The 15,684-nt window shown below is 66.2% G+C and carries 16 protein-coding genes and 1 pseudogene; 9 read left to right on the forward strand and 8 right to left on the reverse strand.

Annotated features, from left to right (window positions below; all coding sequences use genetic code 11):
• Positions 1-26: 26 nt before the first annotated feature.
• Positions 27-533 carry a methyltransferase family protein gene (locus tag V9L18_RS07215; RefSeq protein WP_337346502.1) on the reverse strand — a complete coding sequence of 169 codons (507 nt, stop codon included), beginning with the start codon at positions 531-533 and terminating at the stop codon, positions 27-29.
• Positions 530-1,351 (reverse strand): alpha/beta fold hydrolase, encoded by an 822-nt coding sequence (locus tag V9L18_RS07220; protein WP_337346503.1) that lies wholly within the window; start codon positions 1,349-1,351, stop codon positions 530-532. The genes V9L18_RS07215 and V9L18_RS07220 overlap by 4 nt, the downstream gene beginning before the upstream one ends.
• 64 nt (positions 1,352-1,415) lie before the next feature.
• Here V9L18_RS07220 and V9L18_RS07225 point away from each other — a divergent pair, with 64 nt between their 5' ends.
• Positions 1,416-1,568, forward strand: coding sequence for an LPXTG cell wall anchor domain-containing protein (locus tag V9L18_RS07225; protein ID WP_337346504.1), 153 nt, complete (start codon positions 1,416-1,418; stop codon positions 1,566-1,568).
• Between the two features lie 49 nt (positions 1,569-1,617).
• On the opposite strand, the gene V9L18_RS07230 is transcribed toward V9L18_RS07225, so the two are convergent.
• Positions 1,618-2,160: a GNAT family N-acetyltransferase gene (locus V9L18_RS07230; RefSeq protein ID WP_337346505.1), complete on the reverse strand. Its 543-nt coding sequence runs from the start codon at positions 2,158-2,160 to the stop codon at positions 1,618-1,620.
• 117 nt (positions 2,161-2,277) lie between these two features.
• Between V9L18_RS07230 and V9L18_RS07235 the strand changes: the two genes are divergently transcribed.
• The 4 genes and pseudogenes from V9L18_RS07235 (at position 2,278) to V9L18_RS07250 (ending at position 4,967) form a co-directional block, all read left to right on the forward strand.
• Positions 2,278-3,492 carry a hypothetical protein gene (locus V9L18_RS07235; protein WP_337346542.1) on the forward strand — a complete coding sequence of 405 codons (1,215 nt, stop codon included), beginning with the start codon at positions 2,278-2,280 and terminating at the stop codon, positions 3,490-3,492.
• A 79-nt stretch (positions 3,493-3,571) separates the two neighbouring features.
• Positions 3,572-3,907, forward strand: a complete 336-nt coding sequence (locus V9L18_RS07240) for a cupin domain-containing protein (protein ID WP_337346506.1) — start codon at positions 3,572-3,574, stop codon at positions 3,905-3,907.
• Positions 3,908-4,022: 115 nt separating this feature from the next.
• A pseudogene (locus V9L18_RS22035) lies at positions 4,023-4,403 on the forward strand (DUF7793 family protein).
• 180 nt (positions 4,404-4,583) lie between these two features.
• Entirely contained in the window at positions 4,584-4,967 is a 384-nt protein-coding gene (locus V9L18_RS07250; protein ID WP_337346508.1) for a DUF1304 family protein, read from the forward strand.
• A 99-nt stretch (positions 4,968-5,066) separates the two neighbouring features.
• Here the strand turns inward: V9L18_RS07250 and V9L18_RS07255 are convergent, their stop codons facing one another.
• Complete coding sequence (locus tag V9L18_RS07255) at positions 5,067-6,305, reverse strand: MFS transporter (protein WP_337346509.1); 1,239 nt, start codon at positions 6,303-6,305, stop codon at positions 5,067-5,069.
• A 191-nt stretch (positions 6,306-6,496) separates the two neighbouring features.
• Positions 6,497-6,949: an SRPBCC family protein gene (locus V9L18_RS07260; protein WP_337346510.1), complete on the reverse strand. Its 453-nt coding sequence runs from the start codon at positions 6,947-6,949 to the stop codon at positions 6,497-6,499.
• A 195-nt stretch (positions 6,950-7,144) separates the two neighbouring features.
• On the opposite strand from V9L18_RS07260, the gene V9L18_RS07265 reads away from it, so the two are divergent.
• From V9L18_RS07265 to V9L18_RS07275, 3 genes are all read left to right on the forward strand, one after another.
• A complete protein-coding gene (locus V9L18_RS07265) occupies positions 7,145-8,320 on the forward strand; it encodes a pyridoxal phosphate-dependent aminotransferase (protein WP_337346511.1) in 1,176 nt (391 codons plus the stop codon).
• A 316-nt stretch (positions 8,321-8,636) separates the two neighbouring features.
• The gene (locus tag V9L18_RS07270; protein ID WP_337346512.1) at positions 8,637-9,530 is read left to right on the forward strand and encodes a potassium channel family protein; all 894 of its coding nucleotides are present in this window, start codon (positions 8,637-8,639) and stop codon (positions 9,528-9,530) included.
• Between the two features lie 489 nt (positions 9,531-10,019).
• Positions 10,020-10,340, forward strand: a complete 321-nt coding sequence (locus V9L18_RS07275; RefSeq protein WP_337346513.1) for a GYD domain-containing protein — start codon at positions 10,020-10,022, stop codon at positions 10,338-10,340.
• 75 nt (positions 10,341-10,415) lie between these two features.
• On the opposite strand, the gene V9L18_RS07280 is transcribed toward V9L18_RS07275, so the two are convergent.
• Both V9L18_RS07280 and V9L18_RS07285 read right to left on the reverse strand, forming a co-directional pair.
• Positions 10,416-11,372, reverse strand: a complete 957-nt coding sequence (locus tag V9L18_RS07280) for a lipid kinase (protein ID WP_337346514.1) — start codon at positions 11,370-11,372, stop codon at positions 10,416-10,418.
• Between the two features lie 107 nt (positions 11,373-11,479).
• Positions 11,480-12,376: a ketopantoate reductase family protein gene (locus V9L18_RS07285; RefSeq protein WP_337346515.1), complete on the reverse strand. Its 897-nt coding sequence runs from the start codon at positions 12,374-12,376 to the stop codon at positions 11,480-11,482.
• A gap of 411 nt (positions 12,377-12,787) precedes the next feature.
• On the opposite strand from V9L18_RS07285, the gene V9L18_RS07290 reads away from it, so the two are divergent.
• Positions 12,788-13,864, forward strand: coding sequence for a methyltransferase (locus V9L18_RS07290; protein WP_443197966.1), 1,077 nt, complete (start codon positions 12,788-12,790; stop codon positions 13,862-13,864).
• A gap of 39 nt (positions 13,865-13,903) precedes the next feature.
• On the opposite strand, the gene V9L18_RS07295 is transcribed toward V9L18_RS07290, so the two are convergent.
• On the reverse strand, positions 13,904-15,556 hold the full coding sequence (locus V9L18_RS07295) for a helix-turn-helix transcriptional regulator (protein WP_337346517.1): 1,653 nt from the start codon (positions 15,554-15,556) through the stop codon (positions 13,904-13,906).
• Positions 15,557-15,684 lie beyond the last annotated feature (128 nt).

Genomic DNA, 15,684 nt, shown 5'->3' on the forward strand with positions numbered 1-15,684 from the left:
ACAATGCACGACGCCGGGATCGCCGCTTACGCCCGCGGGAACCCGAGGTAGCGCGGCACCCTCCTGGCGTATTCCGGGTAGGACTGCGGGAAAAGTTCGGCGAGTATGGCCTCTTCGCCGAGGACAAAGCGGTGTTCCAGGAGCACTTCGGCCGGCAGCGTCGCGAGGACCCAGGACGAACCGGCCAAGGTTCCCGAGCCGAGTTGGAGGAACCACCAGCCCACATACATGGGGTGGCGGGTGATCGCATACGGACCGGTGGTGACCAGTTCTTCCGGCCGCTCCAGTGCGAAGGGGCCTGGTGCGCGGCGCCGCCGTTCAGCCAGAGCCCAAAGATTCAGGCCGACGCCGGCAAGCACCAGTCCAGCCCCTGCCGTTCGGTGCAGGGCGCGGGAGCCGGGAAGCGGTATTGGACGGATCCGGTCAAGGAGGAAGTCCAGAGTTATCGCGGCCACGGTGGGAAGCGGCAGCGGGAGGTTTTCGTAGGCCTCCCTCAGCCGTTTGGCCACAGCGCTCGCAGAACGGTCCGTCACAGTGTTTCCGACGGACGGAGGACATCGGCGAGGGAGCGGAAGAACGCCGCCGCGTCATCGGCGATCCGGTCCGGGACCTCCCAAAGGACCACATGCGCCACATCGGGATAGACCTTCAATACCGAGCCGGGGATTCGGGCGGCCAAGGTTTCCTGGTCGGTGCGTGGCAGCAGGTTGTCCTGGGCGCCCCACAGGATCAGCGTGGGCGCCTGGATGGTGCCCGATTCCGTGGGCGGAGTGGCTTCGCAGAGCCCGTTCAGGATGGCCTTCCACGCATGGGCAGGCATCCTGAGACCATCGCGCACCAGGTTGTCGATGTACCAGGCCGGAGCCTCGTGTACCAGCGGAAACCAGGTCAGCGAGTCTCGGACCCAGTCCTCGTCGAGGGGGTCGGTGAGTTTGTCCACTTCATCGGCGAAGGCAGGCCGCCCCTGAAGGCTCACGGGACAGCCCGCCAGCACCAGCGCCGCCACCTTTTCAGGATGGACGACGGCGAGCTGCTGGGCCACGTAGCCGCCGCTGGAAGAGCCGACGACGAATGCCCGCGGAACGTTGAGCGCGTCCAGGATCGCGGCAGCATCCTCAGCCTGTTCCTCCAGGGAATAGCCAGCCTCCGGTTTGTCCGCTTCGCCCTGCCCGCGAAGGTCCGGGGCGTAAATCTGGAAACCGGTGAGGAGGGGTATCAGGCGGTCAAAGCTCCGGCGGGACTCACCCCACGCATGCAGAAGTAGCAACGGTGGGTCGCCGGCGTCGCCCTGGACGCGGCACGGCACAGTGATGCCGGTGCGGAGCCGGAGATCCCGGACTTCGGGTTCCATAGTTTTAGGGTACGCCGGCCGTAAATACACCGGTTCGGTACCTTGGTGCCGTACGCTTTCCGGCATGGGACTAATCATCACACTGCTTATTATTTGGCTCGTTCTGTCGATCCTTGGCTTCGTGCTGGAGGGCCTGCTGTGGCTGGCCATCATCGGCCTGGTGCTATTTGCGGCCACAGCAGTCTGGGGCTGGGTGAAACGAAAAGCCAGGGCCTGACGCCTAAGCTCATCCAGCCGAGGGCAGACCGTGTCCCGGCAGGACAGAATCAGTAGAGGATGCGCTGGTACAGGATGTGGTCCTGCCAGGATCCTGCGATCCTGAGGTAGCTCGGCGCCAGCCCTATGTCTTCAAACCCGGCGCGTTTCAGGATTTTCTGCGAGGCGGCATTGTGCGCGAGCGTTGCGGCCTGGAGGCGGTGCAGCCCCAGCTCCCGGCGCGAGAAATCGGCAGCGAAGGCGACGGCTGAGGAGCCGATGCCCCGGCCGTTGAATTCCTTGTCCACCCAGTAGCCCAGGTGCGCGCTGAGGAACGGCCCGCGGACAATCCCTGTGAGGGTCAGCGCGCCGACAACGCTGTCCCCATCCAACAGCACAAACGGGACTTCGGAGCCCTCCCCGTGCTGGGCGAGTTTCGAGGCGATGATCTGGCGTTGCCTCGCGGCGGTGAAGAACTCGTCCTCCCGTTCCGGTTCCCAGGGTGCAAGATGGTCCCTGTTGCGCTGATAGGCGGCCGCCATCGGTTCGGCGTCGGACGCGCGCAGCACCCGCACTTCTACGCTGCCGGTCAGGGAATAGGTCTTTGCAGTCACTCCGCGAACTATAGCGGGCGGCCTTCAGGAGGCGGACGTCCGCGCGGCCCAACGGCCGGTAGGATCGGAGAATTGCCGCAGGTCGGCCGCACTTTTTGGGGGAACACCGTGAAATTCATGCCACTGCGCCGCGCCATCGGCACGGCCCTGCTTGCCGCCGTCGTCAGCGTTCTCGCGCCCGCCGTCACCAGTGTTCCGGCCGCTGCCGATGACGGGACGGACGCAGGCCCGATGATCGGCATCGGCATCCAGCCGCTCGGGATAGCGGAAGGGCCGGACGGCACCCTCTACGTCAGCGATTACGATTGGTCGGGCGGAATCAGCGTCTACCCGCCGGGGGAGACGCAGCCGTCCCGCACCATCAGGACGGGGCGCTCCCCGTCGTCGCTGGCGCTCACCCCGGACGGCACGCTCTACGTGACGCAGGCCGACGAGTCCGGGCAGGCACAAATCGGCGTGGTGGCGCCCGGCGCCGGTGAAGCGGCCCTGGCGATCAAGGTGACCTCCGGCCACCACTGGCTCACGGTGGGGCCGGACGGATCGCTCTACGTTGCCAACCCGTCCGAGGGGTCCCTGTCCGTGGTCCTGCAGGGCGAGGCCTGGATCAAGCGCACCATCCAGGCGGGGCCGAATCCGGTGGAGGTGGCCGTGGCCAAGGACGGTACCATCTACGCCACCAACGAGCTTGAGGGCACGGTTACCGTGGTGCCCGCCGGCGCACCGGCCCCCTCGCACACTATCGACATCGGCGCGAAGGCCCATCCGCATGGGATTGCCGCCGCTTCGGACGGGACCGTCTACGTGGCGAACATCCTCACCGACGACGTCGCGGTCATCCAGCCAGGCGGCACGGCGGTGGCACGTCGCATCCCCCTGGGCACGGCACCGCAGGAAGTGGTGGCCGCTCTGGACGGGACGGTCTATGTGACCAACAGTTTGGATGACACGGTCTCGGTCATCCAAGCGGGCGCGTCCGCTGTTTCAGTGACGGTTCCCACCGGTGACGACCCCGGCAGGATGGTGGCCAGGGCGGACGGCACTGTGGTGGTGGTGAACCGGCGCGGGAGGTCCCTCACGGTGATTCCCGCAGCATCGGGGACGGCCGCACCCGCGCCCGCCGGGGCCTCTTCCGCGGAAGCGGCGGCTGAGGCGGCGCCCCAAGGGGTTGCCGGGACGTCCGACGGCGGCACTCCGGGTCCCAGCCTCCCTGCGGTGGCCGCGGGCACGGCAGCTGTGCTGTTGGCCGGCGCCGCCACGCTCGTTGCCGTGCTTCGCCGGCGGCGAGTGAAGAACAGTGCCGGCCGGCCGGCGTCGGCTTGGACGTTCGAGTAGAGCCTCCCGAGGCGGCGATCGTCGAGCGGCCGGATGATTGGCCCTCGGCAAAGCAGGCGCGCGTGGGTACGGTTGGCTCATGCAGAAGATATCGATCGATGCCCTGGCCCGCCAGCAGATCACGGCCGCCGTGGCTGCCCCCAGCGGGAGGGCGGCGGACACAGCCTACGGCGGGCACGAGAAGATGCTGCGCCAGACTGTCATGGCCTTTCGCGCCGGCACACAGCTCAGCGAACACCAGAACCCCGGCGAAGCCACAGTCTTTGTGCTGAAGGGATCGGTGTGGCTCAAGTCAGGCGGTGAGTCCTGGCAGGGCAAAACGGGCGACCTCCTGATCGTGCCCCAAGGCCTGCACAGCCTCGAAGCCGAAGAGGATTCCGCAGTACTGTTCACGGTGGTCAAGACCGACCGGTAGACCCCGCCGGCAGCAGCGCCCGCACTGCAGACAACCTGGGCCTGCCCGCCCCTTCAGTGGCGGGCAGGCCTTCGCCCGATAAGCTTGGCTGGTAGTGGATGCTGGGGGAGCAGAAATGGAACCAATCACTGTTGATGGCGGCAAGGGCACCATAAAACTCGGTGCCGATGGAATCATCCACCTTGTCTGGAAACCCGGGATCGTCCTGGACGGCGTTGACGTGCAGGCGGCCATGGCAAGGTTGACAGAAATTACCGACGGCTCCGAATACCCGATGTTGGTGGACATGGGGAGGACTAAAGCCGTCACCCGGTAGGCCAGGGACGTTTTCAAGATTCCCAGTGCCGCTTCGCGAATTGCCTTGCTTGGCTCCAGTCCTGTGGACCGGGTCATTGCCAACTTCACCATCGAACGGCAGGCCCTGCCGTGTCCCACGCGCTTTTTCACCTCCCGCGATGAGGCCCTGGGCTGGCTTCTCCAGATTCCGCCTTCATAACCCTGGGTTGCGGGCACGATGGCCATGGCACCAGAGCGCAGTCCGGCAGAACCGCCGCCCTGAGCGTCGCAAGACCAGGATCCCGAGCTGGCCGGTGGATCCCTTGAAGGACTTGGCCTCAACGGCGTATTCTGCACGGAAAGTCAGCGGGATGTGCCGGCCTTGGCATGGGAGGTGACGATGAATCTAGTCAGTCAGATTATTGCCGGGGCCACGGCCCTTGTCCTGATCGGCGTCGGCCTGCTGGAGATTTTCTTCCACGGCAATCGGCGCTTTTACTGGCTCTTTTTGATCAAACCCGAGGACGTTGCCGCCGTGCGCATGTGGGCGATGAACATTGGCGCCTACAACATCGCCTTTGGGCTGGGAATCGCCTCAGGGCTGTGGATGGTGAACTTTTCCGGCAATGCCGCCGGTGGATCGGCAATCGTTATCTTCTGTTGCGCGAGTCAGTTCATCCTCGGCATCTGGCTGTGGATCACGGAGAAGCGTCTACTCCTCAGTGCCATCGGACAGGCCCTCATCCCCGGCCTTGTAGTGGTCTTCTACCTCTTCTTCCGGTAAAGCCGTTCCCTCTGTAGATGCCGGCGGGGGATTGGCTACCCACACGAGTTAATGATCTGGCAGGCCGTGCCGAAGGCTCGTCCGCGCCTGGTGGTCCACTTACCGCGTGCCCGGCCGCTTCTCAACCGGCCGCGGGCTCTTCCATACGGATTCGCGTGGGCCCGGCGGGTACGCGGCCGTCTTTCCGGCCCAGGCGATCACCAGTGCCGCGATGACCGGCAGGGCCGCGGCGGCGGGTACCAACAAAGGACCCGCCACCACCAGGGCAGCTGAGCCGTAGAGCGCACCGATGGTGATGCCCAGCTGGATGGTCAGGACAGTCAGCCCGTTCGCGGCGTCCTTGTTCTCGCGGCCGGCCCGGAGGATGGCCGATTGATTATAGATGCCGATAGCACCGAGCCCGGCGCCCCAAACACTCATCAGCACCAGGGCGAAGGCAAGGCTGCCGCCCACAAACGGCAAGAGCAGCATCGAAACGGCGATTGCCGCCGTCGTAATTAACAGCGAGCGGCGCGGGTGGGAATCGACGGTGAGCCCGGCGATCCAGATGCCCACCAGGCCGGAGACGCCCAGGACTGTGAGGGAGAGGGTGATGGCGTAATCGGGCAGGCCGGCGTCGCGGATGTAAGGGGCGATGTAGGTGAAGAGCGCGAAGTGCGCCAGGACCAGCAGCGGCCAGGCGATGGCCACCGGCTTCACGCCGGGCTGGGCGATGGCGGCGCGCAGGGAGGGACGGGCCTCGCCGGCAACGCGCCGGACGGACGGCAGGAGTAAGAACCCGAGGAGGGCAAGGGCCAGCCCGAAGCCGGCGAGGGCAAGGAATGCCGCGCGCCAGCCGAGGAACGTGCCCAGCGCGGTGCCGATCGGCGCGCCGATGGCCAGGCCCAGGCTGTTGCCGCTGAAGACGATGGCCAGCGCCTTGCCCACTTTGTCGGCAGGGACCACACGGGCAACATACGGGGCCATGGTGGTCCAGAGCAGTCCGTGGGCGAGGCCACCCACCAGCCGGGCGATCATCGCGGCGGTGAAGTCGGGGGCTAGGCCCACCAAGGCGTTGCTGATGGTAAATGTCAGGACGAGTGCCACGAGCAGCGGCCGCCGCGGCACCTTGCCCAGCAGCCGGGCGGCTGGCACCACGGTGATGACGATGACGGCGGCGTAGGCGGCAGCGAGGTATCCGGCCACCGGTTCGGAGACGTTCAGGCCGGTACTGATCTGGGGGAGCAGGCCGGAGGGGAGGAGTTCGGTAGTGATGGCGGTGAAGGCGATGGCGGCAAGGACCATCATGGCGGCCAGCGGGAAACGCTGGGCAGCCGGCGCGGAAGTCGCGGAGGACATGGGAAAGGGTTCCATTCAAGGAGGAGGGGGATGGAACCGGGCTCTGCGGGCCGAACAATTCCTCCATAAGTTTACCCGCTGAACGAACGTGTTACGTGCACGGGCGAGGTGCTGGAATCAGCTTCGCGGACCGGCCGCGGTGGCAGGCAAACAAGGGAAGTACGACGGCGGCGCGCAGCTTCTGGGTGCTGCTAGCCGTTCGCGCGGGCGGCTTTCTCGGTGGCGGCCAGCATGTCGGTGAAGGTCGCCGTCAGCATCTTGTCGATCAGCGGTCCGGTGAGCCGGCCGAGGGGGCCGCCCCGGGGCACATAGCGGTAGTCGAAGGTGGCCAGGGTCCCGTCGCCGTCGGGCTTGAGGATGAGCGTGGACTCGGCCCGCTTGAACGGCACGGACACGCTCGGCTGGTTGTGGGTGTCCATCCTGCGCCCCTCCTCCCAGATGGTGACGGTTTCCTCCATGCTGCCCATCGGTTTCAGGTCCACGCGGCGCCGGGCGCCCAGGCCCATGGTTTGGTCGCTGATGGCTCTCGTGGCCTTGAGGCCGTCCCAGTGCTTCGCGAGATTCGGGAAGTCGGCGTACAGGGCCCAGACGGAACCCGTGGGCGCAGACATACGACGTTGGACCCTGATGTGACGTTCAGGCATGGAAACCACTCCAAATGTTGAGTCAGCCGTAGGGCAGTGCGCTGTCCCAATCCCATGATCCCGCCGGCACTCGCACCTGCGCAATCAACGTGGAACGGCCGGGCCCTGGTCAGTTCACCGGCATCCTCCCGGGCCTCCAAAGGCCAGCAGCGGCGCTCCATTGACAGCCCTAAAGGCCGGTGGGACGCTCGACTCATGTCCCGAGGGAGAACAGCACGTTTCCGGAACATCCAGCCCTTCGGCATCGAGAAAGCCGCGGCTGCTGCAGGCCATGATTCCGGTGTCCTGCGGATGGAAAACCTCGACACGGACATCGCCCCGCCGCCGTCTGCCGTGGCCGTGACCCGGGAAGCTGTCGGACGCCGGGATGCCAACAGCTGGTTGCCGTTCACCGGGCTCGGTCAGCTGCGCGATGCGGTGGCGGATCAACTCAGCACGCAAACGGGCCGCCGCTATGACCCCGCCACGGAAGTGGTGATCGCCGGCGGCGCGCTCGCCGGCCTGCTCAGCACCCTTCTGGCCACGGTCGATCACGGCGACGAAGTGGTTGTCACTGATCCCACGTACGCGGGGTTCATCAACCGCATCAGGCTCGCAGGCGCGACTCCCGTCTCCGTGCCGCTCATGGTGGTGGACAGTCACTGGCGGCTGGACCTGGACAGGCTGGCTTCCGCTGTGACGAAAAAGACGCGCGCCCTGCTTCTGATGAGTCCGTCCATGCCGTCCGGGCATGTGTTCACCGACGCCGAGTGGAACGCCGTTTCCGAAGCATGTGCTGCGGCCGACTGCTGGTTGCTCTACGACGCGGCCATGGACAGGATTCTCTTCGACGGCCTGCAGTCTCGCCATCCGGCGTCATTGGAGCAGTTGGCGGAACGCACCATCACGCTCGGCGGAGTGTCCAAGAATTACAGGATGATCGGTTGGCGCGTCGGTTGGGCGGTTGGGCCGGCAGAGGTGATGAGGGACGTGGCGCTTGCGGCTACCTACAACACGACTGTGGCCAGCGGCTTCGGACAACTTGGATCGGCCGCCGCGCTCTCGGCATCCCGGGACGGCGGCCACGACGACGGGGTGGCGGCCGCTGTGGCGGACTGGCAGGCACGCCGGGATCTGATTCTGCGGGAACTGGAAGGCCTCCCGGTGGTTAAGCCCGACGGCGGCTGGTCGCTTCTGGTGAACGCGGGCGCGCTCGGATTGAAAGCGCCCGAGCTTGCGCAACGGCTGCTCCAGCACGGACGCATTGCTGCCACACCGATGACGGAGTGGGGGCAGCAGGTGGCACCAGAGTACGTCCGCTTGGTCTTTGCGACCGAGCCGCTGGAGCGCCTGACGGGAATCGGGGAACGGTTCCGCGCGGCGTTGCGGTAAGCCTGGTCTGGCGTGCCTGGTCTCGCTCCCTGCCCGCCCTTGATTAGCTAGCAGCCTTCATGTGGGACATGGTAGGCCGCTACTGGGTATTCCGTTGGGGTGAAGCGCTGGGGTGCTGACGTTTGGCCTGGTGGCAGTTCAGTTATCAGTGCGCGACAGGTGTCGCTCACTTGTCTGAGCATGAGCATGAGCATGAGCATGAGCATGAGCGTGGCGGTGGTGCTGAGTCCGGGCGCCTGCCCCGGGACGGTCGGCTGCTCGCCCTGTTCGCCAGGAGACGTGGCAGGCGCAGGCGGGGACGCCTCTAAGATGAGGCATGAACTTGGGAGACGTGCTCTTGACAGTTGTGGGGGCCGGGCTGATTTTGCTGATGCTCGCCGACGTTTTTCACACGCTCCTTTATCCGCACGGTTCCGGTCCTGTAGGCCGTACGATCATGCGCGGCTTCTGGCTGCTGTCGAAAAGACTGCGCGGCCGGGCCTCCACCATCGCCGCACCCTTGGCGATGGCTGCTGTCATCGGTGCTTGGGCGGGCTTGGCAGCCATCGGCTGGGCCCTGCTGTACTTGCCCCACCTACCGGAGGGTTTTGTGTATGGAGTCGGCGTTCCGCAGCGGGCTGACTTTGCCGAAGCGCTCTATATATCGCTGGTGACCCTTTCCACTGTGGGTTTCGGTGAAATCGTGGCAGCGCATCCGCTGCTGCGGCTGGTTGCCGCCTCCCAGGCAGTGACCGGATTCGGTTTGCTGACCGCAACGGTCTCCTGGATCTTGCAGACGTACCCGGCCCTCAGCCGTCGCCGGGCCCTGGCCCACCAGCTGAACTTGTTCAGGGAGGCTGCAGGTCCAGCGGGCGTGGCGTCACTGGATCCGAGGCATGCGGCCGGGCTCCTGGAATCAATTGCCAGAGCTGTGGCTTCCGTGAGCATTGACCTGCTGTCCTTCCACGAGACCTACTACTTCCACGAGGTGGAGAAGCGGGGTTCCCTACCGGCCACGGTTGCCTACGCCCACCACCTGGCGTCGGAGGCCCAGGGCAGCAAAAGCCCTGAGCTGCAGTTCGCCGGTCGGATGCTGCACGCGGCGTTGGACGATCTTGCGGAGGTCCTGCGCGGTAAATTCGGCCATTCAGGATCAACGTCGTCCGCGGTGTTCGACAGCTACGCGCTGCACCATAGGCACCGCCAGCCGGGCGAACCGGACACGAAGTAGCCCCCAGGGACCGTACTTCGGGGGCCGGGTCGGTTCGCTGCCTCCGAGTCAGGGCCTGTCGTCCTGGCGGTAGACATCCGGTACGCCAAGCCCCCGAACGCGCCAGGAAGACCAGCACATTCCTTCCCGCTACAAGGGGCATCATCGATTGAATTCCCGCAGGGGGACTGAGTGGACCCATAGGTTATCCGCGAGTATTGACTGCCCGTAGCCCGAGGAATAACGTCTGCTTTAGCGGGGTCATCCACCCCGTTTCCACGGGATAAGGGGCCGGATCTGGGCCGCTCCTGCACGGCGATGGAGCCAGGTGAGGAGGATTCTGTGTGGACGTCATCCTGCGCCACAGGCGCCCGGGATACGAGTGTGCCCGCTGGTGGTCGCGGTAGTCCGTACCTCCTCCATGGCGTGTTGCTGCGTAAAAATGACGGCGTTGATTGCACTCGGCGCGATGAACAGCCGATGGGATAGGAATCCAGGAAAGGAATGACAATGCCGAAGTATCTGTTTGAAGCGACGTACGTGGGCAATGGGATCAAGGGGCTCATGCAGGAAGGCGGCACCAAGCGGCGTGAGGCCCTGACGGAGGCCCTCAAGTCTGTCGGCGGATCGCTGGAGAGCTTCTACTACGCGTTTGGTTACTACGACGTCCTTGGAGTTTTTGAGGCGCCGGACGATGCAAGTGCTGCAGCACTGTCGCTGCTGATCAATTCGACCGGTACCGTCAACGTCCGCCTGAAGCCGCTCCTGACAGTGGAGGACATCGACGAGGCCGCCAAGAAGACGCCGAACTACCGGCCCCCGGGACAGTAAAGCCGGGACAGTAGGGGGAGCCTGGCACCTGGCCAGCGGCCGCCGTCGTGAGAGTACGACGGCGGCCGCTGGCTTTCACACGGGCGGCCAGTCCGCGGCGCCCGGTCCGTCAAACAATGCGCTGGTGCTGCTTTGGGGCACCACGACGTGGACGGCGTTGCGCTGGATAGTGAAGTCTGCCGGCGTGGTGGTGGCGATTTCGCCGTCGAGGTTCACCGAAAGCGGCGGCTCGGTGACCAGTCGGACGTGTCGGCTGGTCAGGTGGTGCACCCGGTCGTGTTTGATGAAGCTTCCGTCCTTGAGCAGCCGTGCGATACTCACGTGCTCCCGGAGCGGGCCGGCCAGGATGGCGTAGATGTCAAGGATGTGGTCATCGATCCCGGCCGTGGGGGAGACCGTGTTGCCGCCGCCGTAGTGCCGGCCGTTGCCGACGGCCACCTGCAGCAGGTCCTCGAACTCCAGCGGCTCGTGGTCCCCTTCCGGGAACTCGAGGCGGGCCCGGAACGGCTGGTGCCTGGCATAGGCCCGAAGCGTGGCGATGCTGTAGGCCAATGGCCCGATCATCCGCTTTAGGCGGGGGCTGAGAGCCTCGGTGACCGCCACCGACAGGCCCACGGAGGCGACGTTGAGGAACGGCTCACCGTTGGCCCGGCCGAGGTCGATGTCCACCACCTTCCCCTCGGCGACGGTGGCGCACGCCTCGGCGAGATTGTTGGGGATTTCCAGCGTACGGGCGAAGTCGTTGGCGGTGCCCAGCGGAAGAACGCCGAGCATCACGTTGGTGCCGGCAGCCCGGCCGGCGGCGTAGGACACAGTCCCGTCGCCGCCGCCGACAACCACCAGGTCGTGCCCGTCTGCAAGCACCCGGTCAAGCGTCCCGGCCAGGTCTGCCCCGGACAGCACGTGGTGCACGGCGGAGATCGGCACGCCTGCCTTTCGCATCGTGTCCACCGCAAGTTCGGGTGCCGCCCCTCGGCGTGATCCGGCGTTAATCACAACGGCGGCTGAGCGGACGTCCCTGGCAGCTTTCATGAAGGCCATGGTAGGCCGCGGACCTGTGAATTCCTTAGGCCGAGTGGGTGGGATCCTGGGCAGGCCCGGCTTCGCTTCTTGCATTCCGTGCAGTTGCGCCGAAGGGTTCAGCGCTGCAGGCCGGCCCTGATCTGGATGAGGGTGAGGTCCAGCAGCGGCGTGGGAACGTTGAGCTCCCGGGCCCTGCGTGCGAGGTCGCCGAGGATGTGCTCGGCTTCCGAAGGAAGCCCTGCGCTGAGGTCCCGGTACAGGGAGGAAGTGAAGGCCGATCCCGGCTCGGTAAGTATGCCCACCGCCTGTCCATGAGCGGCGTCGGAAACGGGATGTTCTGCCGCGTCGGCCACCGCTTCGGTTTCTCTTATGGCCTCCAGGATCTTGGACTGCCCGCCGGCCTCGATGATCCGACCCACCGGCGCCCGGAACAGGCAATTGACGATCCCCGCGGCGGCGATAAATGCCCATTTATCCCACAGTGCGCCCACTATGTCGTCAACTACCGAGAAATCGACGCCGGGCACGTCCAGAGCCTCAGAAACATCCGCGGGGACAGGGTTTCCGTTCAGCCCACCTACCGTGAGCGAAGTGAGGGGCACCTGCTGGCGGACCACATCGCCGTCGAGAGTGGCGACGATCCGGGCCAGGCCGCCCAGCACCTGGCCCGGGTACTGCTGCTCAAGCCGGTCCACATGGGCCATGCCGTTGAGGATGGGAATGATGCTGGTTCCGGGCCCCACGAAGGCGCCCAGTTCGCCGAGTACGCCGTCGAAAGCGGTGGCTTTGACCGTGACGAGGATCAGATCGAAGGCCTCCGACCCGTCCGGGGCGGTAATGGTCTGCACCGGGTGCGTCCGGTCAGCGGTGGGGGAGATGAAGCGCAACCCGTCGCGGCGAAGGACCTCCTGCTTTCGGGGTCGCACAAGATATGTGACATCCCGTCCCGCTTCCTGCAGGAGCGTGCCGAACGCCCCGCCGGTGGCTCCGGCTCCGACAACGAGTATCCGCATGGGTGCATACCTTTCCGGGGTGGTGCTCAAGGATGTTGCCCGTGCCCTGGAGACCGGGAACAGCTGATGAGCCTTTGGATCCGATGTTCCAAGGCTAGGGGGTTTCAGCAGGACCTCCCACCTGCGGCTCACCTGTATCCTGAGAAGGCAGGTTGAATGGCTCCAGCGGCCATCAGCCACGCTCGGTTCGCGGCCGGATGACGGTCCGGAAACCTGGGCCGTCGCCATTCACGTCGTGGATCACCGCCGCAATCGTCAGTCGCCGATCGGCTCCCCTGACGCTTGGAATGGATCTTTATCACTACTGACACACCAGCTCCTGTGGGAAACCCGACGCCGGTCCTCAAGCCCGAGCGAACAGCTGCGGTGGCTGATCCCGCCGTCGTGACCTGGGCCGAGGCTGGTGTCAGCATGACCGCGCGGTGGCGGTCGGCGAACGGCAGACCGGCGCCGACCCGCGTAGAAGTAGTCGACGACTCCCTCACGGCCGATGGTGCGAACCGGATGGCGTCCCAGGGGATCGCGATGCTCTGGCACGGTGACTTCCACAACGCCCGGCAGATCCTCAACGCCCTCGACCGGCGGATAGGCGCCGGAAAGAAGGAGACCGCAGCAACTCCGGCCGAAAAGTTCTATCGGCACCGCCAGTCCGCCTCGCACCGTGCGCGCATCCTTGGCCTGCTGCTGGTTCCCCTTGATCCGGGCCTGGTGGTGCCGCTGCGCCGCGCACCGGATATCCGGGAGGCCGCCGCCGCAGCGTACGGGGACCTCGGCGAATCTTCCGTGGTGTCCCTGCAGGAGCTAGTGGGGGCCATCGGCGCTCACGAGTGGCGGCGGAAGGGCGTCTACGTCGATGCCCTGCAGGACCGCATCCACCCGCACTACGGCACGTTCTTCCCCACCCGGAGTGAGTATGTGGATCTCGTGGGCGCCGCACCGCTGCCCTCTGACACGCTGGCGTTCGACGTCGGAACCGGCACCGGGGTGCTCGCTGCCGTGCTCGCGCGCCGGGGCGTCCACCGCGTGGTGGCAACAGACAATGAACCGCGTGCCATCGCCTGCGCCGCCGAGAATTTCCGGAACCTCGGTGTTGACGATCGTGCCGAGGCCGTCCTGACCGACATGTTCCCGCCCGGGTTGGCACCCCTCATTGTCTGCAACCCGCCCTGGATTCCGGCCACGCCGCATTCCAGCCTGGACAACGCCGTCTACGACCCCGGGAGCAGGATGCTGTTCCGCTTCCTGAACGGGGTCACCGACCATCTGGAGCCCGGCGGTGAGGCTTGGCTTGTCCTCTCCGACCTGGCCGAACACCTTGGGCTGCGGACGCGTGACGATCTGCTGGGAGCCATCGAGGCGGCCGGCCTCAAGGCGGTGGACCGGCTGGACACCAAGCCAACGCACCCCAAGGCGTCGGATCGCGACGATCCCCTGTTCGAGGCGCGCACGGCCGAGGTCACGTCGCTGTGGCGGCTTGTTCGCCGATAGTTGCACGCGGGGTCTAACGAGTACATCGTGGTAACGAGCTCACTGGGCGCCGCTGATGATCCCTTCCTCGATGGCATGTGTTGCAGCCTGTGTCCGGGAGGTCACTCCGAGCTTGTCGAAAATGTTGCTCACGTGGCGCTGGATGGTCCGCTCGCTGAGGAACAGCTCCGCACCTATGGCCCGGTTGGTCAGGCCCTGCACGATTAACCGGAGCACTTCCACCTCGCGGGGTGAGAGTCCGTGCTGGCCCGGTGTGTCGGGATGCCGGAGCATTCCTTCGACCATCAGCAGGTCGTGACGGGCGCCGAGACGCGTGAAGGCCTGGCGTGCCGATTCGAGTTCAAGGTCCGCCGCTTCGTCGTCCCCCACCCCCCGGTACGCGGTGGCCAGGAGTACGGAGCACTGTGCCGTTTCATAGGGGACGTCGAGGTCTCGCCACAGACCGGCGGCCTGTCGGAGCCAGGGGAGTGCCTGATGCAGGTCATCCTTGGCAAGAGCCAGTTCGCCAAGTGCCCGTGCGTGGGTGGCGCGCACGCTGTCGGACGCGAAATGCTCGGCGAGGCTGCCCAGCTCGGCTGCAGCGGCCTCGGCTTCACCTGCAGCCTGTGCCGCCAACAGCACGGTCACTGCCGCAGGCAGCAGTTCCACGCGGGCAGCCGGCCCCACGGACTCGCCGAGAGCACGCCGGATCCCCGCCGCCGCCGCTGGCACGTCTCCCAGGGAGAGCCTGAGCAGGGCGAGCCCTGGCTGCGTGGGGCCTCCGGTGAACGCTGCCGTCCGGTAGGCTGCCACGGCCTCGGCGAAGTCGCCTAAGAGGCGATGCGATTCGCCGAGCTCGTAGCGCGCATGCCCCATGAAGCGGGTTCCTGCGCCCTCGGCCAGGCTGCGGCATGCCTCTTCCAGTTGGGCAAGGGCAGCCGCCCACTCGCCTGCGAGCCGGAGGTGGACCGCATGGTAAGTCAGGCAGTGGCCGTAGAAGGGGCCACCGAACGGAGGTACTTTCTTGAGCCACGATCCGAGGGCGGCGCTCCATTCCCGGATCCGCGCGACGTCGTGCACCTCCATTTCGCAGGTGCCGATCGCCGCGCAGTAGAGCAGGCTTGTGACCCGTGGCGTTGTCTGGCCCGCCACTACGCGGAGCATTGAATTGTCGAGCCAGTCCAGCCCGTCCGCGAGGCGGCCGGACAGGACGAGGGCGCGGCCGGTGAGGAGCGTCGAGAAGGCGAGCTGATCGTCGTCGTGCGTCCTTGCGGCCCCGTCGCGGGCGCGCGCGAGGAGCGTGACGGCGTCGTCATAGGCACCAGCGCCCATCCGGTAGTACGCCGTGGTGATGAGCAGCCAGCCGGGCTCTTCGCCGGCGTCGTCCGGGCCGAGTTCCCGGGCCCGTGCCAGCCAGCCGTTGGCCTGAGCGTCCTCGCCGTTGAGGCGGTAAGCCTGCCACAGCCAGAAAGCGGAGGCGACGGCGGGACCCACCTGGCCGTTCGCGGCCCGCTCCTCGTAGGAACGCACCAGCGCGGCAATCGCATCGTCGCGGAACCCCACGATTTGTGCGCACTCGGCGAAGCACTCGACATCCTCCACCCCGAGGCCGGCGGGCCCGCCGGCGGCGCGGTACTCGTCGCAGGCCTGCCGCCATGCGTACGCCGCGTGGAATGCCCGTGCCTGCGCGAGGTGATTTCCGTCGTCGGCCACTTCAACCTCCTGAGCACTACTATGCATCGTTGGACTGGGCATAACTACCCAATGCCGGATGTCGAAGGTGGCGCGGTTTGCCGATGCCTGCCAGGCACCGCCGGCGGGATCCTGAGAGTGATCCGCAG

Source organism: Pseudarthrobacter sp. CCNWLW217, from assembly GCF_037203985.1.
Lineage (GTDB): Bacteria > Actinomycetota > Actinomycetes > Actinomycetales > Micrococcaceae > Arthrobacter.